Origin of the sequence: Eubacterium barkeri (assembly GCF_900107125.1) — a bacterium.
GTDB classification, from domain to species: Bacteria; Bacillota; Clostridia; order Eubacteriales; family Eubacteriaceae; genus Eubacterium_O; species Eubacterium_O barkeri.
In genome coordinates, this window is record NZ_FNOU01000003.1 from 18,370 (window position 1) to 39,726 (window position 21,357).

The 21,357-nt window shown below is 48.0% G+C and carries 17 protein-coding genes and 1 other RNA gene; all 18 read right to left on the reverse strand.

All coding sequences use genetic code 11. The annotated features are described in order from the left end of the window. Positions 1-15: 15 nt before the first annotated feature. Positions 16-1,152, reverse strand: coding sequence for a glycerate kinase (locus tag BLU30_RS02680; protein WP_090243218.1), 1,137 nt, complete (start codon positions 1,150-1,152; stop codon positions 16-18). 134 nt (positions 1,153-1,286) lie between these two features. Then, positions 1,287-2,096, reverse strand: coding sequence for an alpha/beta fold hydrolase (locus BLU30_RS02685; RefSeq protein ID WP_090243220.1), 810 nt, complete (start codon positions 2,094-2,096; stop codon positions 1,287-1,289). A gap of 187 nt (positions 2,097-2,283) precedes the next feature. Beyond that, on the reverse strand, positions 2,284-2,451 hold the full coding sequence (locus BLU30_RS14185) for a hypothetical protein (protein ID WP_176770805.1): 168 nt from the start codon (positions 2,449-2,451) through the stop codon (positions 2,284-2,286). A 167-nt stretch (positions 2,452-2,618) separates the two neighbouring features. After that, positions 2,619-3,965 carry a thioether cross-link-forming SCIFF peptide maturase gene (gene scfB, locus BLU30_RS02690; RefSeq protein WP_090243222.1) on the reverse strand — a complete coding sequence of 449 codons (1,347 nt, stop codon included), beginning with the start codon at positions 3,963-3,965 and terminating at the stop codon, positions 2,619-2,621. A gap of 85 nt (positions 3,966-4,050) precedes the next feature. Beyond that, positions 4,051-4,191, reverse strand: a complete 141-nt coding sequence (gene scfA, locus BLU30_RS02695) for a six-cysteine ranthipeptide SCIFF (RefSeq protein WP_090243224.1) — start codon at positions 4,189-4,191, stop codon at positions 4,051-4,053. A 1-nt stretch (position 4,192) separates the two neighbouring features. Beyond that, positions 4,193-4,588 carry a preprotein translocase subunit YajC gene (gene yajC / locus BLU30_RS02700; protein ID WP_090243226.1) on the reverse strand — a complete coding sequence of 132 codons (396 nt, stop codon included), beginning with the start codon at positions 4,586-4,588 and terminating at the stop codon, positions 4,193-4,195. Positions 4,589-4,598: 10 nt separating this feature from the next. Continuing rightward, positions 4,599-5,714 carry a tRNA guanosine(34) transglycosylase Tgt gene (gene tgt, locus BLU30_RS02705; RefSeq protein WP_090243228.1) on the reverse strand — a complete coding sequence of 372 codons (1,116 nt, stop codon included), beginning with the start codon at positions 5,712-5,714 and terminating at the stop codon, positions 4,599-4,601. 17 nt (positions 5,715-5,731) lie between these two features. Further along, a complete protein-coding gene (gene queA, locus BLU30_RS02710) occupies positions 5,732-6,769 on the reverse strand; it encodes a tRNA preQ1(34) S-adenosylmethionine ribosyltransferase-isomerase QueA (protein ID WP_090243229.1) in 1,038 nt (345 codons plus the stop codon). A 1-nt stretch (position 6,770) separates the two neighbouring features. Beyond that, positions 6,771-7,808: a Holliday junction branch migration DNA helicase RuvB gene (gene ruvB / locus BLU30_RS02715; RefSeq protein ID WP_090243231.1), complete on the reverse strand. Its 1,038-nt coding sequence runs from the start codon at positions 7,806-7,808 to the stop codon at positions 6,771-6,773. Between the two features lie 12 nt (positions 7,809-7,820). Beyond that, complete coding sequence (gene ruvA, locus BLU30_RS02720) at positions 7,821-8,438, reverse strand: Holliday junction branch migration protein RuvA (RefSeq protein WP_090243485.1); 618 nt, start codon at positions 8,436-8,438, stop codon at positions 7,821-7,823. A gap of 352 nt (positions 8,439-8,790) precedes the next feature. Beyond that, positions 8,791-11,229 (reverse strand): ABC transporter substrate binding protein, encoded by a 2,439-nt coding sequence (locus tag BLU30_RS02725; RefSeq protein WP_090243233.1) that lies wholly within the window; start codon positions 11,227-11,229, stop codon positions 8,791-8,793. 205 nt (positions 11,230-11,434) lie between these two features. Next, a non-coding RNA gene (gene ssrS / locus BLU30_RS02730) (6S RNA) lies at positions 11,435-11,614 on the reverse strand. A 76-nt stretch (positions 11,615-11,690) separates the two neighbouring features. Continuing rightward, complete coding sequence (gene radA, locus BLU30_RS02735) at positions 11,691-13,061, reverse strand: DNA repair protein RadA (RefSeq protein ID WP_090243235.1); 1,371 nt, start codon at positions 13,059-13,061, stop codon at positions 11,691-11,693. Continuing rightward, positions 13,062-13,550: a VanZ family protein gene (locus BLU30_RS02740; RefSeq protein ID WP_242873485.1), complete on the reverse strand. Its 489-nt coding sequence runs from the start codon at positions 13,548-13,550 to the stop codon at positions 13,062-13,064. A gap of 72 nt (positions 13,551-13,622) precedes the next feature. After that, complete coding sequence (locus BLU30_RS02745; RefSeq protein ID WP_090243237.1) at positions 13,623-14,672, reverse strand: PTS sugar transporter subunit IIC; 1,050 nt, start codon at positions 14,670-14,672, stop codon at positions 13,623-13,625. Between the two features lie 283 nt (positions 14,673-14,955). Next, positions 14,956-16,704, reverse strand: a complete 1,749-nt coding sequence (gene pyk / locus BLU30_RS02750; protein WP_090243239.1) for a pyruvate kinase — start codon at positions 16,702-16,704, stop codon at positions 14,956-14,958. 21 nt (positions 16,705-16,725) lie between these two features. Further along, complete coding sequence (gene pfkA, locus BLU30_RS02755) at positions 16,726-17,682, reverse strand: 6-phosphofructokinase (RefSeq protein ID WP_090243241.1); 957 nt, start codon at positions 17,680-17,682, stop codon at positions 16,726-16,728. Position 17,683: 1 nt separating this feature from the next. Further along, positions 17,684-21,199, reverse strand: a complete 3,516-nt coding sequence (locus tag BLU30_RS02760) for a DNA polymerase III subunit alpha (protein ID WP_090243243.1) — start codon at positions 21,197-21,199, stop codon at positions 17,684-17,686. Positions 21,200-21,357: the final 158 nt, after the last annotated feature.

Below are 21,357 nucleotides of genomic sequence, written 5' to 3' on the forward strand. Positions count from 1 at the left end.
CCCCCCAATTCCTCTTTACACCATGATCAGGCTCAGGATATTTCTGGCCGCCCGACGCAGATTATCCCCGGCATGGGTCATCTGCCATTCAAGCTCCCGGGTATTGGTGCAGGTTGCAAAGGCGGCCGTAAGGCCAATCTCGTACAAGGCTTCAATCCCCGGCTCCACAGCACCAGAGAGGGCAATAACGGGTATTCCCTGGGCCTTGCCACGTCTGGCCACCCCGGAAACCACCTTCCCCATGGCACTTTGAGCATCCGTTCGTCCTTCCCCCGTAATGATATACTGGCTGCCTGCAATGCATCCATCAAAATCCAAAACGTCCAGAATAATATCCAGTCCCCCTCTTAGAACTGCCCCCTCCAGAGCGTAAAGGGGCAGGGCGATCCCCCCAGCAGCCCCCATTCCTTTAATACTCTGGAGTTCTTCTTGCTGTAGTCCTTCTCGGACCAGCCCTTCCATCATCTGGCTAAAATGGGCTAACCCCCGGTCCAGATAATCGATCATTTCCGGATCCGCCCCCTTCTGCGGTCCAAAGACAGCGGCTGCTCCCCGGGGCCCACAAAGGGGATTATCCACATCGCAGGCGATGGTAATGGGGACTTCCGACAAGGCCTTCGGCAGGCTTCCCTCAACCCCCATAACACGCATTAAATCAGCGCCACAGCCTTTAAGTCTGTTCCCTTCACCATCCACAAAGCATAAGCCCAGAGCACTGGCCATCCCCATGCCCCCATCAATGGTTGCACTCCCGCCAATTCCCATAATAATCTGTCGGCAGCCCCGCTTTAATGCGTCTAAAATTAACTCACCGGTCCCATAGGAACTCGTTTCCATGGGATTTAATTCCTCCGGGGCTAATAAGGGCAAACCAGAGGCCGCAGCCATTTCGATGATAGCCGTACCCTCAGAGGTCATCAGATACCGTGCTGTCACAGGCCGACCCATGGGATCCTGCACCTGACAGGGAAAGATCTCGCCCCCCAGAGCCTGACCCAGACAGTCCACCAAGCCTTCACCCCCATCGGATAACGGCATGCTGACCACCTCAATATTCCCATCGACTCCATGGATTTCTTCGGTCAGAATATGACAAACCTCTGCCGCAGATAAGGACCCCTTATAAGAGTCCGGTGCCAATACAATTTTCATTGGAAACCTCCCTTCTTTTTCTACCCCCTCCACCTTTATAATGGAAGAGGCAGACACAGCGCTTTTCCTTACCCATACCGATCATTCTAAACTGATGAAACCCTCGTGAAGGGCGTCCCTCTGCAATCCGATCTCTAGGACTTAACAAACTCCAGAAGTGTCGCATTAAATTTATCCGGCTCTTCCCAGAAAAGCATATGCCCGGAATTTTCAAAGAAAACCGTCTTTGCCCCTGGAATATTCTCTCCAACCCAGGCACTTCCCTGCCAATCGAACACCTTGCTCTTACGGGCGACACAAACCAGGGTGGGGATATCGATTTTTGGAATAAAATCCCGCCAATCCAGATTGGTATGGTCCCGCATAATTTCGATACGAACCTTAGGGGGACATTTGGAAATTTCATCCGCCAGAGTGGTGACCTCTTCCACAGTGGGATCATGATTCAGGCATCCGAAAACTAAACCCTCTGCATTTTCCCGGGGTGCAAACTCAATGGCGCAGCAGGTGCGAATGAACATCTCCACATCATAACAGCCATTTTGTCCCCAGACCCAATCGGGCCCCGTGTACTGGAGGGGTGCCTGGTCCACACAAACTAGTTTACCGACGCGATGTTTACCAAATAATTCCAGGTAACTCCAAAGGATAGCCGCCCCCATGGACCACCCCAAAACCGTGACATCCTCAACATCCAGATGATCCAGCAGGTTTTTAACATCCATGGCATAACGGGCAATTCGGTGGCTTGTTAATGTTTTTTCAGACTCACCGTGTCCCCGGAAATCCATGAGGATGACCTGGCAATCCTTTGCCAGCACATCGCTGTTATGATCAAAGAACCGAGTGGTACAGGTCCAGCCGGGCAGCATTAATAATGGCTTTCCCTCCCCTTTTACCTCATAATACAGTGATACACCATCATTGGTCTTAAATACAGCCATAATATGACCTCCTCTTATTAATAACCCTATTGTAATCCGATTCCATCCTTATTACAATGGTCCAGGGAGACAAACTTTTTCATGTCTATTGTGTGAAATCACAATAGAGAGGTGTCCGATTCCAGTCAAAAACCCCAGATTTCTGATGACGGAAATCTGGGGTTTAGTTGTGCTACTGTTATTTATGTCATTTGAGCTTTTCAACTTCATCGATGGACAGACCGGTGATTTTGGCTATCTCTGCTACTGGATAATCACGATCAATCATTTTGTTCGCAATTTTAGCACGGGCGTCCATTTCATTCTCATGAAACACAATACCGTCGGTGCTTTCTATTTGTTTATTGAACAGCATATGATTATCTCCTTTCAGCTTCCGCTCATAATTGTCACGCATTGAAAAAGTACATCTTCAATAGATAACGCACTTATTATACATTATAATGAAATTATTTCAATAGTTCAACGCTTTCAAAAGATTGTTCCTTAAGTTTCTCAAAGCTTTTTGCGGTATTTTGAGGATTATTTCCCTTCGATTATGCCAATCATCAATGCATTTTCAACTCGTCTTCGCTCAATTTCGCAGGCCACATGATAGGGCTTCATGACCGTATGATTAAAATTATAGGCATTGGCGTGGCAACCTCCGCCACAAATAAATCGGCACCAGCACTGGGAGCAATCATCCTTTTCCAACAGATTGGCCTTGGCAAATTCCTCTTTGATGTGAGGGTTCGTAATCCCCATATCCACGGACCCCATTTTAAAGGCAGTGTTGCCCACAAACTGATGGCAGGGATAGAGATCCCCCTCTGGTGTAACCGCCACGTAGTCCCGTCCAGCCCCGCAGCCAGAAAGGCGTTTATAGACACAGGGGCCGCCATCCAGCTCCACGTTGAAATGGAAGAAATTGTAATGAAGCCCCTGCTTTTCCCGATCCAGGTAATCCAGGGCCAGTTGATCGTATTCCGCTAAAATAGCGGGCAAATCCTCTTCCAGCAGGGCATAGGGCTTGGTTTCATCCGTAACCACGGGCTCCACAGAGATGCTCCCAAAGCCTTCCCGTGCCAGAAAATCCACGTCCTTGGCAAAGTCCAGGTTATACTTGGTGTAGGTCCCCCGAACGTAGTAATCCTTCTTTCCCTCCCGCATGGTGGCCATTTTCTTAATATCGTCAACGATCAGCTCATAGGAGCCTTTATCGTTGACCGTACGTCGCATCCGATCATTGACTTCCTTCCGGCCATCCAGACTTAGAACAATATTGTCCATATTATCGTCCAACCACTGCCTATTGTCATCATTTAATAAAACGCCATTGGTTGTCATGGTGAAGTTGAAATGCTTATGATGGGCTTCTTCCAGTCCTCTGGCATAGTCCACCAAGTCCTTGACCACCTCTAAATTCATGAGGGGCTCTCCCCCGAAAAAATCCACTTCCAAATTGACCCGATCCTTGGAGGCTTCTACAATGAAGTCAATGGCTTTTTTACCAACCTCCAGGGACATCAGGCATTTTTCACCATTAAAGTCTCCCTGGGAAGCAAAGCAATAATTACATTTTAAATTGCAGTCATGGGTAACATGGAGGCACAATGCCTTGATTAAATCATGATTTTTATAAATTTCAGGATCATAATCATTTTCAGTGTACAACATCTTTTGGGCAACTAACGCATCCAGCTCTTCCAAAACCTCTGCCAGGGCATCCTCAGAATATTTTTCCTTTAATCCCTTGATAATGGTCTCTTTATTTTCTTTTCGGTAGCGGTCCAATACATCGTAGGTCATTTCATCCACAGTCAGCAGGGTGCCACTGTTCACGTCCAGTACGATATACAAGCCATTCAAATAAAACTTATGAATCATTTACTCTTTCCATCCTTTCATGTGAAAGAACGTACGACATAAAAAAGCAGCAACTGCGTTGCTGCTTTCTAAGCATACTCTTCAATTATTTCTGGTTTTTACATTTCTGATTGCCAACGGTGCAAGAGGTTTTGCAGGCGGATTGACAGGAGGTCTGACATTCGCCACACCCCTTATTTTTAGTGTCAGCTAAATTCCCTTTTTTTACAATTGTTACATGTTTCATCTTACTTGTCCTCCTTGGTTTCTTCGTCTTTTACTTCTTCAAAATCAGCATCCTCTACCTTAGGATCTTCTGTCACTTCTGCCACTTCATCCAGCTCTTCCGGCACATCTTCAATCTCTTCCACATCATCTGCTGTAATGACTTTGACAATGGAGGCTTTACGAATCATGGCCTTATTGAAATCTGGAAGCATTTCCAATACGACATTTTCGTCGTCAATGGCAAAGACAATACCATAAAAGCCACCGGCAGTCATGACTTCATCGCCGACCTTCATGCTCCCCAGCATATCTTTTACTTGTTTTTGCTGTTTGCTCTGGGGGCGAATCAGCACAAAATAAACGAATACTGCCAATATAACGATCGGCAGGAACTGCAGTAACGTGTTCGTGTTCATAAATACTCTCCTAGCTTGTGATTCCATATTTTTGGAAAATTTCTTCCTTTAGTGCCAACAACCTATCATTTTTTATGGCTTCACGGATTTTTTCCATTATTCTTAGTGTAAAGTATAAATTATGATATGTCAACAGCCTTGCCCCTAAAATTTCATTGCATTTAATTAAGTGCCGTAAATATGCCCGGGTATGGTTCCGGCACACATAGCAGTCACATTCCGGGTCCAGAGGGCTAAAATCCTCGGCATAGGTGGCATTTCGGACGACTACCTTACCCTGGGAGGTCATGGCGGTCCCATTTCGGGCAATGCGGGTTTGAAGAACGCAGTCAAACATGTCGATCCCCCGGATTACCCCTTCAAACAAGGCATCCACCGAACCCACCCCCATCAGGTAGTGGGGCTTATCCTTGGGAAGCAGGGGGACGGTATGGGAGAGCATCTCGTACATAACCGACTTGGATTCCCCAACACTCAGACCACCAATGGAATACCCTGGAAAGTCAATTGCCGTAATTTCCCGGGCACTTTGAGCCCGCAGGTCTTTAAACATCCCCCCCTGGACAATGCCGAAAAGAGCCTGTTCATCCGGACGTTTGTGGGCCGCCTTACACCTGGCCGCCCATCGGCTGGTCATCTCCAGAGATTTTTTGGTATAGTCATAATCGGCATCCGCCGGGGCGCATTCATCAAAGCACATGATAATATCCGCTCCGATACTGTTTTGCATCTCAATGGATTTCTCCGGAGACATAAAATGCCGGGACCCATCCAAATGGGACACAAAATGGACCCCCTCCTCCGTAATCTTCCGCAAATCCCCCAGGGAGAAAACCTGGAAGCCCCCGCTATCCGTTAAAATGGGATGCTGCCAATTCATAAAAGAATGGAGTCCCCCGGCCTTCTCCATGATCTCCTGGCCTGGACGCAGATAAAGATGATAAGTATTGCCCAGAATAATTTGGGCACCCATGGTTTCCAAATCGTGGACATCCATGGATTTCACCGTTGCCTGGGTTCCCACCGGCATAAAAATAGGGGTCTCAATCACGCCATGGTCCGTTGTAATCCGTCCCAGGCGTGCCCCAGTATCCTTCTCTTCCTTAATCAATTCATATTTAAACAATCCAACACCTCTTCCCTTTAATATAAAAACATCGCATCCCCAAAGCTGAAGAAGCGGTAATCCGCCGCCACTGCATGGCGGTAGGCTTCCAGTATCTTTTCCCGATTATAAAAAGAGGAAACGAGCATCAGCAATGTGGATTCCGGCAAATGAAAATTCGTAATCAGAGCATCCACCACCTGCCACTGATAACCCGGGTAAATGAAAATATCCGTGGTTCCCGCGTCACAGACGACGTGTCCATCATGGCGGCTGGCCACGCTTTCCAGGGTTCGCACGGAGGTCGTTCCCACTGCAATGACCCGGCCTCCCCCTTCTTTTGTTTTTGCAATGGCCCGGGCCGTTTCTTCGGGTAAGACATAGCGCTCAGAATGCATCTGATGTTCAAGGAGATTCTCCACCTTTACAGGACGAAAGGTGCCAATCCCCACGTGGAGGGTTACCCAGGCAATGCCCACCCCCCGATCTTCAATTTCCTTTAAAAGCTCTGGGGTAAAATGCAGCCCAGCCGTTGGCGCAGCGGCAGAGCCATCGTGTTCAGCATAGACGGTCTGATACCGGCTCTGATCCTTGAGGGTTTCGTGAATATAAGGTGGCAGGGGCATCGTACCGATTTCGGAGAGGATCTCTTCAAAAACACCCTGATACTCAAAGCGGATGATTCGCAGTCCACCAGGGATAGTTTCTTCAATGGTTCCCGTTAATCCCTTGCCAAAGACCAGCTCTGTTCCAGGTTTGGCCTTTTTGCCGGGCTTAACCATGGTCTCCCAGCGATGATCGTCTAACCGTTTAAGGAGGAGGAGCTCCACCTTTCCCCCGGTTTCCTTGCGCTGTCCGTAAATTCGGGCGGGTAAAACCTTGGTATCATTCATGACCAGCAGATCCCCGGGTTTTAGGTATTCCAAAATATCGTGGAAATGGCGATCAGCCATCTCCCCGGTGGTCCGGTCAATGGCCAGCAGCTTCGAGGTATCCCGCTTCGAAAGGGGGGTTTGGGCAATGCTGGTCTCTGGCAAATCGTAATAAAAATCAGCCGTCGATAGTGTCGTCGTCATTTTAATCCTCCTCTGGCAACTGCAGGGCCATTTGCTCGGCCGTCAGAGCCGGTGTTAACCCCAGATGGCGATAACCGCCGCTGGTAATCACCCGTCCCCTTGGAGTCCGTGCTAAAAAGCCCAGCTGCATCAGATAGGGCTCGTAGACTTCTTCGATGGTCCCCCGCTCTTCTCCAATGGAGGCTGCCAGGGTATCAATTCCCACAGGACCTCCGTCAAATTTTTCAATGATGGTGGTCAGCATGATCCGGTCAATTTCATCCAGGCCCACGGCATCCACTTCAAAGAGCTCCAGGGCTGCGCCAGCCAATTCCCCATTGATGGTACCCTGGCCCTCAATCTCTGCATAATCCCGAACCCGTTTCAGCAAGCGATTGGCAATCCGGGGGGTTCCCCGGGAACGCATCGCCAGCTCTTCGGCACCACCGTCATCCAGCGCAATGTTCAAAATATGAGCACTTCGTTTCACGATGGTGCTCAAATCGGTCTTATTATAGAGCTCCAGACGCTGAACCACCCCAAAACGATCCCGAAGGGGTGCTGTTAGAAGGCCTGCCCGGGTTGTCGCACCCACCAATGTAAAATGGGGCAGCTCCAAACGGACAGACTTTGCCCCAGGGCCTTTTCCAATGATAATATCCAGGGCAAAATCCTCCATCGCAGGATACAGCACCTCTTCCACTGTCCGTTGAATCCGATGGATTTCATCGATAAAGAGTACATCGCCTTCTTTAAGGGAGGTTAAAATTGAAGCCAAATCCCCGGGCTTTTCAATGGCAGGGCCAGAAGTGGTTTTGATATTGGTGCCCATTTCCTTGGCAATGATATTCGCTAAGGTCGTTTTCCCCAATCCCGGCGGCCCGTACAACAGCACATGATCCAGGGATTCTCCCCTGTTTTTAGCCGCCTGGATGAATATGGCCATCTGCCGTTTTACCTTTTTCTGACCGATATAATCCGATAGGCATTCTGGTCGAAGGCTCCCTTCAATCTCAATATCTGGCTCTGTAAATTTTGTTGTGACAATTCGATCTTTCATGGCTGTCCTTTTCTAATTTCTGGTATTGGCTGACATCAGTGCTTTTTGGAGAATTTCTTCAATGGCCATATCCGGAGTAATGACCCGCTCCACTAAGTCCGATGCTTCAGAGTAGGCAAAGCCCAAGCCCAGCAGACCATTGACCGCTTCGTTAAATAGATTATCTGTCAGCCGCAGGCTTTCCACCGCTCCACCATCCATTTCTACGTCTGAATGGGGCTCGTAATTTTTATATTTATCCTTTAATTCCAGAATAACCCGTTCGGCGGTTTTCTTTCCGATCCCCGGTGCCTTAGCAATGGCCTTAGCATCAGCATTCAAGATATATCGGATGAGTTCATCTCCCACAAATTGGGAGAGCATCCCCATGGCAACCTTCGGCCCCACGCCACTGACGCCAATAAGAGTCCGGAATAAATCCCGCTCCTCATGGGTGATAAAGCCATACAAGGCAATATCATCCTCCCGATATACAGGATGCAACAGCAAGCACAGCTCCTGATGCAAAGCTGGCAGCTCAGTCAGGGTATTCAGCGATACACTGACTCGATACCCAATACCATTATTATCCACCACCACATAGTCTGCGGACTGATCCTCCAGGGTTCCTTTTATATATTCAAACAACATCGGCCTCCATTTAATCTCAATTGTTTTATTGTACCAATTCCCTTCCCCCTTTTCAACTGCAATCCCATGGAAAAAGCCACCCGCAGGTGGCTCAGACTGTCGACAAACCCAGGGAAGGGTGATGATAAAAATACGAGAACCCCGGCGCCCCTGCGGGCTGGCATTTTGGGCTTTCATCAAATTAAGAAAGCCAACACGCCCTAAACCTTATCAAAACCGAAGGTTTTGCGCACTGACGACTGAAGGCTTTCCCTTTGTTCATCAGCGCTTGGGGTCCGGGGTGAATCTTTTTTATCCTCTCCCTGACCGCGCTAAGGCACTTTGTCTACGCTTTGAGCCACCCGCAGGTGGCTTAAATCCCTTCATCGTCCAACAGTCGGATAAAGTCCTCTGGGGGAATAGGGCGGCTGAAATAGTAGCCCTGAATATAATCACAGCCCTCATCCCTCAAAAATTTAAACTGCTCCTCATCCTCAACCCCTTCAGCCACAATCTTTAACCCCATCCCCTTGGCCATCTCAATGATGGACGATAGAACCACCCGGGAGTTTGGCGTTGTCCCGAAGCCTTCTAAAAATTTCATATCAATCTTAATAATATCCACCGGCAGGCGCTGGAGGGTGTTAAAGCTGGAATACCCGCTGCCAAAATCATCCATAAGCACCCGGATTCCGGCCTCCCGAAGCCGGGCAGCACAAAGAATCAAGTCCTCCTCGTTATCCATAAAGGCCGACTCCGTAATCTCTATGGAGATACAGCCCACCGGTACGCCACAGCTAGTGATCGTCTCCATAATCGTTTGATCGAAACGACTACGCAAAAAATTTGCCCGGGACTGATTGACTGAAATGGGGATTAGCTTTTTGCCCTCGGCCATTCGATTGAACTGAAAAGCCGTCACAATCTCTCCCACATAATTATCCAGCTGTGTAATGAGGCCGTGCTCTTCAAACAATGGAATAAAGAGACCCGGAGAAATAATTCCCCGCTCAGGATGAATCCATCGTACCAGGGCCTCAGCACCATGGAGCGTTTTATCCACCGCATTATAGACTGGTTGATAGTACACCTGGAATTGCCGCTTAGACAAGGCTAATTCCATTTCACTAATAAGCAGCTGCTCCATCACCAGGCTATCCGATAAGGATTCATCGAAAACAGCGTAGGATTGCTGTAGTTTTGATGGAATGCCCTTCTGGGTAACCATTTGTGCCCGATCGCACATCGCATTAATGGACAATTTCCGATCCGTAATGTAGTACAAACCAAATTGGAGGGTATAATGGTAGGACGGTGTCACCCCGTCATAGGTTTTGGAACACTGGTTAATCAGGTGCTCGATCACAATATCACAACACCGTCCAATAGCCACAAAATTATCAGCCTGTAAACGGCCATATACCATTTTATCCTCAGCATGGGCTTTAAGCTCCTTAGCAAATTCGCAAAGGATCTCATCCCCGATCTCTGATCCAAACAGCTCGTTAATCACTTTAAAATTACAGAAATTCCAATATACAATTAAATACTCATGCTCCGTATCCTCTGCTAAAAGCTGTTCCGCCTTTTGATAAAATCCCCTTCGATTGTAAATCCCTGTTAAATCATCGTAAAGGACCATTGTTTCAAGTGCCTTAGTTTTGGCTTTAAGTTCTGTGGTAAAAGCCTTCTGGCGGCGCTGATTGTGCAAAATAGCGACAATAATCAGAAGTAACGCCAGGACAACCAGCAATGCTGGAATGAGGACCACCTGATTTTGCCGCCAGAAATTATTGGTGGGATTGATAATAATGGCATCACGGGGAACTTTTGACATATTGATATGATAGTATTGCGCAGCCTCCTGATTAACATAGTAATGATCCGGGGTAGATACCACTGGTAAATTTACTGGTGACTTGCCATCTAAGACCTTCTTTGTCAGTTCCCCCGCCATCCGTCCCATATCCTCATAGGTAATACATCGCCCACCAAGCAGTCCATATTCAATACCAAGTTCGTCCGCTTTAAAAATCGGGACGCGAGCAACCTCTGTTAACAGAGAAACACTTTCATCCAGAGTCACATTCTCCCCAGTGCCGTCGTTGGTAAACATCAAATACAGAAGAATATCATCATCGTCGGCTTCAGCCACCCTTTCCTGGATCGCTTCCTTTGTCATCGCCGAACAATCCACATCCGTAAAATCCAGCTCTGGAAAAAAGCGGGCAATTTCATAATACTGCTCCAAAGAGCCTTTTCCTGATACGCTGTCATCACTAATGGCGATCACCTTTTTAGCCTCAGGATAAAGGCTTTGGGCGAATTCCAGGGTCGATTTGTAGTTAAAATTCTCTAATACCCCAGTGATCAGTGGATCCTCTCCTATTGCCATTGCCTTATCATTGCTATTAATACCCAAAAAAATGAGCGGCGTCCCTTTAAAATACCGTTCCCTTCGGGACATGGCGAAATCCACGGCAGCATCATCCCCAAGAATAACGGCATCAAAGGATTCTCCTCCCGACAATAGCGTATCAAGCTGCATCGCTGTCTGGGCTTCTGAGGTCGCAATATCAATGGTTTTAGTATTCATAAATAATACTTCAATATAACATTCGTCCTTTAACGCCGCTGTAATGCCATCTAACTGATCCGGTATGCTTTCCCAGGTATAGCCGTAAGAACTTAAAAAAAGAACCCGTTGTTCAGTTGACGGCCTCGCTTCGGCCCTTACGCTGATGGGTATGGCAAAGCTGAGAAAAAGAAAAAAAACAAAAGGATATTTCCAACCCTTTCGAAATGTATGCATGATGTAAATCCCCTTCTTTATACATTTAATGCTACTTTCTAATGACGTATATAAATATTATATCTGGATGAATCATAATTCTCAACAAAAAAATGCAGCCCGACTTTAATTTAAGAAACCACTCTCTTTTTTATGAAAATTAAAAGGATCACTCGTTCCGCAAAATATAAAGAGATCTCACCCAAAGTCATGGATGAGATCTCTTTATAATCCCGAACGTGCCGTTCCCTTCTTTTTGACGCCTAGCAGAAGCTAGGTGGGTGCCCTGCCTCCAGTTTTCTGTCTTCCACTCAAAGGCGGCATGACATCGAATGGAGGACATCCGGACTCCCAAAGTATAAGTGTAGGTTCAAAACCAAAGGTGTAACGCACACTTCAGGATAGTTACATTATAGCTTTGAATGCCCCGGGTGGAAAGGATAAATTCTTGCCTTTTGGCATGGATTAAATCTAAAATTTACCTACTTTTTAAGTAGATTTAATGCCTGAGAAATGTTAGTAACCGGCATCAGTTCAACCCCCATGTCGTCCATTCCCTTACAATTTCCCCGGGGGAGAATGCAGCGTTTAAAGCCCAATTTCCCACCCTCGATGATTCGTTTTTCCACCTGCTGGATATTACGCACTTCTCCCGTCAGTCCCACCTCTCCCAGAACCATGAGATCCGCAGGGATCTCAAAATTCCGAAAGCTGGAGTATAAAACGCAGACCACCGCCAGGTCTAAGGCTGGTTCATCCACCTTCATCCCACCAACCACATTAATGTAGGCATCTAACCCCTGAAGCTGGATATCCAGCCGTTTTTCCATGATGGCAATGAGCAGGACCATCCGGTTATAGTCCATTCCTGTGGCCATCCGTCTAGCAGTAGAAAAGCTCGTCTGGGAGACCAGTCCCTGGAGTTCGATGAGAATGGGCCTGGTCCCTTCAATACTGGGAACCACCACCGATCCACACGTATTTTTAGGACGGCTTAAAAGCATCATCTCCGAGGGATTTTTAACCTCGGCCAAGCCCTCCTGGGTCATTTCAAAAATGCCAATTTCATTGGTAGAACCAAAGCGATTTTTCACTCCACGAAGCATCCGGTAGCTGTGGTATTTCTCGCCTTCAAAATACAGCACCGTATCCACCATGTGCTCCAACACTCGGGGCCCTGCAATATTGCCTTCCTTGGTAACATGGCCCACCAAAATCATGGCGATGCCATCCTTTTTTGCAATTTGCATCAGGGCGTTGGCGTTCTCCCGAATCTGGCTGACACTCCCCGGAGCAGAGGTAATATTGGGGCTGTACATGGTCTGGATGGAGTCAATAATGACTAAATCCGGCTGAGTTTTGATAATAAGGTCGGTAATATAGGGGATATTAATTTCCGAAAGAAAATAGACATTGTCCGAAGATACCTTCATCCGAACCGCCCGCATCTTAAGTTGCTGCTCGGATTCCTCCCCGGAAATATAGAGGACCTTCAATCCCTGATTTCCAAAATTCTCCGTAGTTTGAAGGAGCAGAGTTGATTTTCCGATACCCGGATCCCCGCCTAAAAGAATCAGGCCACCAGGGACGATACCGCCCCCCAACACCCGATCCAGCTCACTATTATTGGTTTTATAGCGGTCCTCCTTTTGGGTGGAGATATCCTTTAAGCGTACGGGCTTGGCGTAAACGCCCCGCTCCAGATTCTGGTTCTTCCCCACTGCTGTGGGTGCCGGCATTTCCACTTCCTCGACGAAGGAATTCCACTCACCGCACTCGGTGCATTTTCCCATCCACTTGGGCGTGGCGTAACCGCAATTCTGACAGACGAACCGTTTTTTAATTTTTGCCATTTATTCCACCCACTTATATAAGAAATAACCCAACATCCCACCGATAAAATTCAGGATAATGTCATCCACATCGGCACTTCGGCTGGATAAAAAGAAATGCTGCAGAATTTCAATGAGAATTGTACTCCCCAACACCACCGCCATAATCTGAATCCATCCAGTTTTATTCTTTCGGCACAGTGGATAAAGCAGCCCCAGGGGCACGAAAAGGAGAATGTTTCCAAAGAGGTTTCGGGCGGGATAGGTTAAATAATGATAGAGAGTCGCCACCCCATCCGTCTCCCCAGACCGAATATAGTCGGTATTCAGTATCCCGTTGTGATAAACATCGTAAATATAGTCGTCAATGCTGGTCCCGGGAACCAGGTTGTTCCCGGGCTCATAGCCCACATCACCGTCAGGCAACAGGGTAATGGTCACCAAAATGACCAGATAAGTTATGAATAAAAGGGCGAAAAAAAATCGCCGCCGGGTTTCTCGTTTCATCATGTCAAACTCCTTTACTGACATCATTATACCTCAAAACCCGGCGTGTCTCTACCACTTTAAGTCGACGTTCCTTTACAAATTCAGGGCCATATCCCCATCCTTAATCCATCCCGCACGATGACACAGCCGATAAATGCCATAGGTCACCACAGCAGGAAGCAGGATTTGAAGGAGCCCAATGGAAAGGACGATCTGCATAACGGAATCACCAGCCTGGCCCATGGCCATGGCCGTCCCAATCTGACCCACAAAGCCACAGGTTCCCATTCCCGCGGCTACCGGTGTATTCTTCATTTGAAAAAGAGTGGTCGCCAGGGGTCCTAAAATAGCTGAAGCAATGGTTGGCGGAATCCAGATTTTCCAGTTTTTAACAATATTGGGGACCTGAATCATAGAGGTCCCAATTCCCTGGGCCGCCAGGCCACCCACACCATTATCCCGGTAGCTTTGAATGGCAAAGCCGACCATCTGGCAGCAGCAACCTACCGTCGCCGCCCCCGCTGCCAAGCCTGATAAATTGAGCATAATGCACAGCGCTGCACTGGAAATGGGAAGAGTAAGGACAATACCGACGACGACCGAAATGACGATCCCCATAATGATGGGCTGCTGTTCCGTTGCCCACATAATCAGCTCACCCAGGAAGGTCATAAACCCACCAATGGGCGGCCCCACTAAAGTTGCCATCCCAGCGCCCACCAGCACAGTGACGAAGGGTGTCACCAGGATATCAATTTTCGTTTCTCCTGAAACCGCCTTCCCGCATTCCGTTGCAATTAAAGCCGCGATGAGGGAGCCAGCTGGTCCCCCTAATTCATTCCCCACATAGCCGCCCACCGTAACCGAGAAGATCACAAGCGGCGGGGCATTTAAAGCCCAGGCCACCGCCACAGCGATGGCTGGCCCTGTCATGACCTTAGCCGCTGGCCAAATGGTTTCAGTGAGAAAGGTCATCCCGGTCAGTACACCAATCTGATTGAGGATGCTCCCCATTAGCAAAGTTCCAAAAAGTCCAAAGGCCATGTACTTCAGAGCATCGATTAAATACCGCTGTACTGAAAACTCGATATCCTTCTTCTGAAGAAAATCTTTTACACTGTCATACTTCCGTGTTTTTTCCATAAAACGCCTCCAATAATGAGATTTGAATAATATCCGAAACACGGGCAACAAAAAAAGATACAACAAAGCATTGGCTTTAGAATAATGCTGCCCATGATTGTGGGGGATAAAAATAAAAATATCGAGTCTTCGCCCGATATTTTTATTTTCTCTCAGTATTAAACTAAAATACATTATTGTATCTTGAATAATTTAAAACTTTTTTGTAGTAAGTATTATACACCTATTCTAAAATATTGCAAACTTTTTTTGAAATTTCAATAATTTTAAAATTTTCTTAGACTTATCTTAAACGAACACGGCCCTGATACACCATCCCATTGACAGGATCGACAGAAATAATTTTACCATGCTTAAGAACCTCCCGGGCCTTATGAACATCCAAAATTACGGGAATATCGTATTGTTTAGACACATGGGCAGCTTCCGACTCTAACCCCGTTTCCTCTGTGATAATGGCTGCTGCTTTTTCCAGAACACAGAACACATCCGGTGTGACAGATTTAACCACCAAAATATCGCCTTCGTTGAAATCCTCAGTATTATCACTGGTAATCAACTTAGCAAAACCAGTCACTGGCTTATCCCCGATACCGACGCCGCTCATCACCGCATTTCCAACGGTATGGACCTTAATCATATTGGTGTTACCCTGGACGCCCAAGGGCACCCCAGCTGCTACGACAACGAGATCACCGGTTTTGACACATCCCATTTTTTCAGCGGCATCAACACAGTCCATCACCATGGAATCCGTATCCTTAAATTCGGGAGTATATAAACAGAACACACCCCAACTTAAACACAGTCGGCGAACAGTACTCATTTTGTTGCTCACCCCTAGAATATCACATTCAGGACGATATTTAGACAACATCCGTGGGGTGTGTCCGGAGGAGGATGCCGCAATTATGGCTGCCGCTCCCATATTTGCAGCAATCTGAACGACAGCTTCCCCCACGGCATTGGTCACCGTGAGCTCACCGTGATCCGGCTTACGGCGATTACGATATTCATCAGAGGATTCAATACGCTCGACAATGCTGGCCATGGTTTTAACGGTCTGAACAGGGTAATCCCCAGCAGCGGTTTCGCCGGAAAGCATAACCGCATCTGTTCCATCGAACACCGCATTGGCCACATCCCCAACTTCCGCACGGGTCGGTCTGGGATTGCGGATCATGGAATCCAGCATCTGGGTAGCGGTGATAACCGGCTTGCCCAGAAGATTACATTTACGAATGATACTCTTCTGAACCAGGGGCACCTCTTCTGCCGGGATTTCTACACCTAAATCCCCGCGGGCAACCATGATCCCATCGGACACTGCCAGAATCCGGTCAATTTTTTCGACCCCTTCGCGGTTTTCAATTTTAGAAATAATCTGTACATCGCCACCGCCATTATTATCCAACACCTTACGGATTGCAATAACATCCTGGGGTTTCCGTACGAAGGAAGCCGCTACAAAATCAATGCCCTGGCCGATTCCAAAGAGAAGATCGCCTTCATCCTTAGCGGTCAAACCCGGTAAATTAATGGAAACATTGGGGACATTCGCACTTTTTTTAGATCCCAGGACCCCGCCATTATCGATACGACAGGTGATTTCTGTTCCCTCAATCTTTTCAACCGTCAGGGCAATAAGACCATCGTCTAAAAGAATGATATTTCCAGGCACCAAATCCTCGGGCAGGCCCGCATAGCTGATGCTGACACGCTTGGCGTCCCCAGAAATAGTTTCCGTGGTAAGGATAATGGTATTTCCTTCCTCCAGAGTCACTTTTCCGTCCTTTAAATCCCCGGTCCGGATTTCCGGCCCCTTGGTATCTAACATAATGGCTACGGGGATATTCTGTGCTTCCCGTGCTGCCTTTAACATAGCAATCCGCCCCGCATGCTCTTCATGACTGCCATGGGAAAAATTCAGGCGCGCCACGTTCATGCCATTGGCAATGAGTTCTTCCATAATCTCCTGGGTATTGGATGCTGGTCCCAGGGTACAAACCATTTTCGTTTTTTTAAGCTTCATTTTGCCCTCCTAATAATCCAATTAAATGGATAGAATCTTGGAAACATGATAAAGTTCTTCGTTAAATTTTTTCGGTGTTTTAAGGGCTTCTTCCAAAGGAACCATGAGATATTCACCCTTGCGCTGGACCACTACATTGCCAGTCTGACCATTGACGATGGATTCTACAGCCTTGTAGCCCATGTAGCTTGCCAGATTTCGATCGAAGTGGGACGGAGCCCCACCTCGCTGGATATAACCAAGATTGGTCCCTTTGGTGGTCACCTGGGTCAGCTCTTCAATCTTTTTGCAATAATCCCGATAGCCGCCACACCCCTCTGCCAGCATGACGATGCTATGGAGCTTACCACGATCCTTACCCACCAACAGGCGGTCGCAGATTTCTTCCAAATCCGTAGGAATTTCAGGTACAATAAGGGCCTCAGCGCCTACAGAAAAGCCTGCGTATAGCGCGATATCACCACAGGTTCGCCCCATAACCTGGACAACGTTAATACGGTTATGGGAAAAAGTGGTATCCCGAATTTTTCCAATGGCGTCAATGGCTGTGGTCACTGCCGTATCAAACCCGACTGTAAAATCCGAGGCCCCAAAGTCATTATCAATCGTCCCAGGAATCCCAACCACACTCACACCCAGGCGTTTCAGGCACAGTGCACCATTTAAGCTGCCATCTCCACCAATGACAATCAGATGGTCAATTCCAAATTCCCGGAGAACCTCAGCTGCCCGTTTTTGTCCCGCTTCTGTTGGAAAAAATTCACTTCTGGATGTTCGCAGGATCGTGCCGCCCTTGTGCAGAATATCCGCAACAGAATAAACATTCATGGGCGTAATATCTTTATCCAAAAGCCCTGCATAACCACGGTTAATGCCGTACACATCAATTTTATGGTAAATCGCAGTCCGAACCACTGCCCGAATGGCTGCATTCATCCCCGGGGCATCGCCACCACTTGTTAAGATACCGATTCTCATTCTACTTAACCTCCACTTTATTCCGGCCCAAGACCCCCTGAAGATCTCGAACCAACTCATCACTGACGGTTACCCACAGGCTTTCATCAGCACCAAAGCGCTTGTTTTCTTCTTTAAAATATAAAACCACCGGTACACTCCCTGGAAATCTTCCAAGGATGGGTTTTATTTTTGAAATAAGGGACTTCTGTGTAAAATCACTAAAGCACAATGTCAGCTGCTCCGCTACCTTTTTAATGTTCATCGGTTTGTAGCCGATTCCGGCTTCCCGAATGGTCATTCCCTGGTCAAGGGGCATCACTTCATCGCAGATGACGGAAACATTCATTTCCTCATTGTAATTAATTTTCCCACGGATTAAAACCGGTGTATCTGCCTTTAAGAGATGATGGTAGGACTCGTAGGGCCTGGGGAAAACCACAACCTCCATGCGTCCGTACAAATCCTCGATGGTGATAAAACCCATAAGTTTACCCGTTTTGGTCATCTGGGATTTAACACTGTCCACCAAACCGCCAATGGTCACGCTGCCGCCATCCCGAATCCCCGTCTCGCACAGCTCTTCATAGCTGCCCATCATGGAGGTGTTCAGATTTGTTTTACCCAGGAGTATCCCCTCAAATTCCTCTAAGGGATGCCCTGAAACGTACAAACCCAACACTTCCTTTTCCTGGGCCAGCTGGATTTCCTTTGGCGCAGGATCAGCCATGGGGAACCGGTCCTCCTTAAAGGCCTCGATGGCCCCTAAATCCAACAAGGACACCTGGCCGGACAATCGATCCCGCTTTTCCACCTGGACCTGGGCAATAATCCCCTCAGCCCCCAGAAGCATCCGGGAACGGGGAAATCCGGTAAAATCAAAGGCTCCCGCCTTAATCAGTCCCTCAATGGTTCGGCGGTTCAACACGCTTAAATCCACCCGGTCACAGAAATCCCGAAACCCCTTAAAGGGCCCCTCGGCCTGACGAGCGGTCACAATGGATTCCACGGGCTTTGCCCCTAAGCCCTTAATGGCCCCAAGGCCGAAGGCAATTTTACCCTCCACCACAGAGAATTTGCCAACCCCAACATTGACATCCGGTGGGGCAACGTCGATTCCCATTTTACGGCAGTCCTCAATATATTTGGATACCTTCTTTTCATCATCCATGACCGAAGACATTAAAGCCGCCATAAATTCCCTGGGATAATAGCATTTCAGCCAGGCCGTCTGATAAGCGATAACCGCATAAGCCGCCGCATGGGATTTATTAAAAGCGTACTTGGCAAAATCTTTCATTTCTGCGTAAATCTGTACAGCCACTGCCTCGGGCACCCCACGGCTAACGGCGCCGGGTATGATGACATGGCCTGCCTCATCCCTTTCGCCGTGGATAAAGACCTCACCCTCATGGTCCATGACATCCGTTTTTTTCTTAGACATCGCCCGACGGACCAGGTCACTGCGGCCCATGGAAAAACCAGCCACCTCTCTAAAAATCTGCATGACCTGTTCCTGGTAAACCATACATCCGTAGGTGACATTGAGGATGGGTTCCAGCAGTGGATGGAGGTACTTCACATGCCCGGGATTCTTTTTATTCTCGATGTACCGTGGAATCTGGTCCATGGGACCCGGTCGGTACAATGAGATTCCAGCAATGATATCTTCAAAATTTTCCGGAGCCAGTTCCCGCATAAAGGACATCATTCCCCGGCTTTCCAATTGAAAGACACCCAGGGTATCCCCCCGGGAGAGCATCTCATAGACCTTAGGGTCATCCATGGACAAATGATCGACATCCACACGTTCTTTCTGGCTGTGCCAGATATTCTCCACAGCATCCCGGATTACCGTCAGGGTTCGCAGCCCTAGGAAATCCATCTTAATCAGTCCCAGATCCTCCAGCAGACCCATGGGAAACTGGGTGGTGATGGCCTCTCCATTTCGGTACAGGGGGACGTATTCCGTCAGGGGGGCATCAGAGATAACTACCCCAGCGGCATGGGTGGACGCATGACGGGCAAGCCCTTCCATAGACTTAGCCATTTCCAGCAAATCCCCTACAGCGCCGTCACTCTTGGCCATTTCTTTCAAAGTCGGATTCTCCGCCATGGCCCCTTCAATGGACACATTCTGACCAACGTGGATGGGAATCTCCTTGGCGACCTTATCCACTGCGGCGTAGGGCATCCCCAGGGCCCGGCCCACATCCCGCACAGCCCCCCGGGCCGCCATGGTTCCAAAGGTAATGATCTGGGCAACCCGATCCTCCCCGTATTTATGGATGACGTAATCGATGACCTCCTGACGGCGCTCATAACAGAAATCACAATCGATATCCGGCATGGTCACCCGCTCTGGGTTTAGGAAGCGTTCAAAGAGGAGATTGTACTTAATGGGGTCCAAAGTGGTAATATCCAAGGCGTAGGATACCAAGCTGCCAGCCGCTGACCCTCGCCCTGGTCCCACCATAATGTCATGATCCTTGGCGTACTTAATAAAATCCCATACCACGAGAAAGTAATTATCAAAACCCATGGTATGAATAATATCCAGCTCATAATCCAGGCGTTCCTGGATCTCTGGTGTAATCTGTTCATAACGTTCAGTAAGCCCTTGCTCACACAGCATCCGGATATACGCACCAGGGGTCTCGACATCCTGGGGTAGTTCAAACTCTGGCAAATGGGCAGATTCCAGGTCAAAGGTTACCTCGCAGCGTTCGGCGATGCGGTGACTGTTCTCAATGGCTTCTGGTAAATCCGGAAATTGTCCGGCCATTTCTTCTGCTGATTTTAAATAAAAGCCATCACCGGGAAAACGCATCCGGTTTTCATCCTCCACATTGGTGGCGGTTTGGATACATAGCAGCACATCATGGGCCTTGGCATCAGAACGCCGAACATAATGGGCATCATTGGTAGCGACCAAAGGGATATCATACTTTTGTGAAAACTCTCTTAAGCCTTCGTTGGCTTTGGCCTCCTGCTGCATCCGGTGATCCTGGATTTCCAGATAGAAATGATCCTTTCCAAAGATATCCTGGTACAACTCACAGCACTCCGCCGCTTTCTCGGGCTGATCCTGGATAATGAAACGCGGGATTTCCCCGGCGATGCAGGCTGACAGGCAGATAATACCCTCGTGGTGGGCTCTTAAAATATCGTGGTCCACCCGGGGCTTATAGTAAAAACCATCCACAAACCCCTTGGAGACAATTTTACATAAATTTTTATAACCCGTATTGTTCTCAGCCAGCAACACCAGATGATAGGGGTTATTATCGATTCCGCTTTCCTTCTGTGTTAAGCCCCGGGGTGCGACATAAACTTCACAGCCAATAATTGGTTTGATCCCCTGGGCCAGGCATTCTTTATAGAATTCTACCGCGCCAAAAAGGACCCCATGGTCCGTCAGCGCCAGGCTATCCATTCCCAATTCCACAGCGTAGCCCACTAAATCCTTTATCCGTCCAAAGCCGTCAAGCAAGCTATACTCACTATGAACATGCAGGTGGGTAAATGGTCGATCCATGGTTTCCTCCTATCACAAAATTTTACCTTCATTATAACATAATTTTCCACTTTTGCAAGTACTTGTCCCACCAGGACAAGACCGATCCCTATTTTTTACACTAACTTTACAGCATTGTAACTTTATACATTCTATCTTAATTCCTTCCCGTCTGGCTT

Excerpts from the sequence above, each read along its gene's own strand:
- ruvB (WP_090243231.1), bottom strand. The coding sequence starts at position 7,808 with ATGAAAGATCGAATTGTCACAACAAAATTTACAGAGCCAGATATTGAG.
- radA (WP_090243235.1), bottom strand. The coding sequence starts at position 13,061 with ATGGCAAAAATTAAAAAACGGTTCGTCTGTCAGAATTGCGGTTACGCC.
- pfkA (WP_090243241.1), bottom strand. The coding sequence starts at position 17,682 with ATGAGAATCGGTATCTTAACAAGTGGTGGCGATGCCCCGGGGATGAAT.
- ruvA (WP_090243485.1), bottom strand. The coding sequence starts at position 8,438 with ATGTTGTTTGAATATATAAAAGGAACCCTGGAGGATCAGTCCGCAGAC.
- queA (WP_090243229.1), bottom strand. The coding sequence starts at position 6,769 with ATGACGACGACACTATCGACGGCTGATTTTTATTACGATTTGCCAGAG.
- BLU30_RS02725 (WP_090243233.1), bottom strand. The coding sequence starts at position 11,229 with ATGCATACATTTCGAAAGGGTTGGAAATATCCTTTTGTTTTTTTTCTT.
- yajC (WP_090243226.1), bottom strand. The coding sequence starts at position 4,588 with ATGAACACGAACACGTTACTGCAGTTCCTGCCGATCGTTATATTGGCA.
- pyk (WP_090243239.1), bottom strand. The coding sequence starts at position 16,704 with ATGAAGCTTAAAAAAACGAAAATGGTTTGTACCCTGGGACCAGCATCC.
- BLU30_RS02685 (WP_090243220.1), bottom strand. The coding sequence starts at position 2,096 with ATGGCTGTATTTAAGACCAATGATGGTGTATCACTGTATTATGAGGTA.
- BLU30_RS02745 (WP_090243237.1), bottom strand. The coding sequence starts at position 14,672 with ATGGAAAAAACACGGAAGTATGACAGTGTAAAAGATTTTCTTCAGAAG.
- BLU30_RS02760 (WP_090243243.1), bottom strand. The coding sequence starts at position 21,199 with ATGGATCGACCATTTACCCACCTGCATGTTCATAGTGAGTATAGCTTG.
- scfA (WP_090243224.1), bottom strand. The coding sequence starts at position 4,191 with ATGAAACATGTAACAATTGTAAAAAAAGGGAATTTAGCTGACACTAAA.
- BLU30_RS02680 (WP_090243218.1), bottom strand. The coding sequence starts at position 1,152 with ATGAAAATTGTATTGGCACCGGACTCTTATAAGGGGTCCTTATCTGCG.
- scfB (WP_090243222.1), bottom strand. The coding sequence starts at position 3,965 with ATGATTCATAAGTTTTATTTGAATGGCTTGTATATCGTACTGGACGTG.
- BLU30_RS02740 (WP_242873485.1), bottom strand. The coding sequence starts at position 13,550 with ATGATGAAACGAGAAACCCGGCGGCGATTTTTTTTCGCCCTTTTATTC.
- BLU30_RS14185 (WP_176770805.1), bottom strand. The coding sequence starts at position 2,451 with ATGCTGTTCAATAAACAAATAGAAAGCACCGACGGTATTGTGTTTCAT.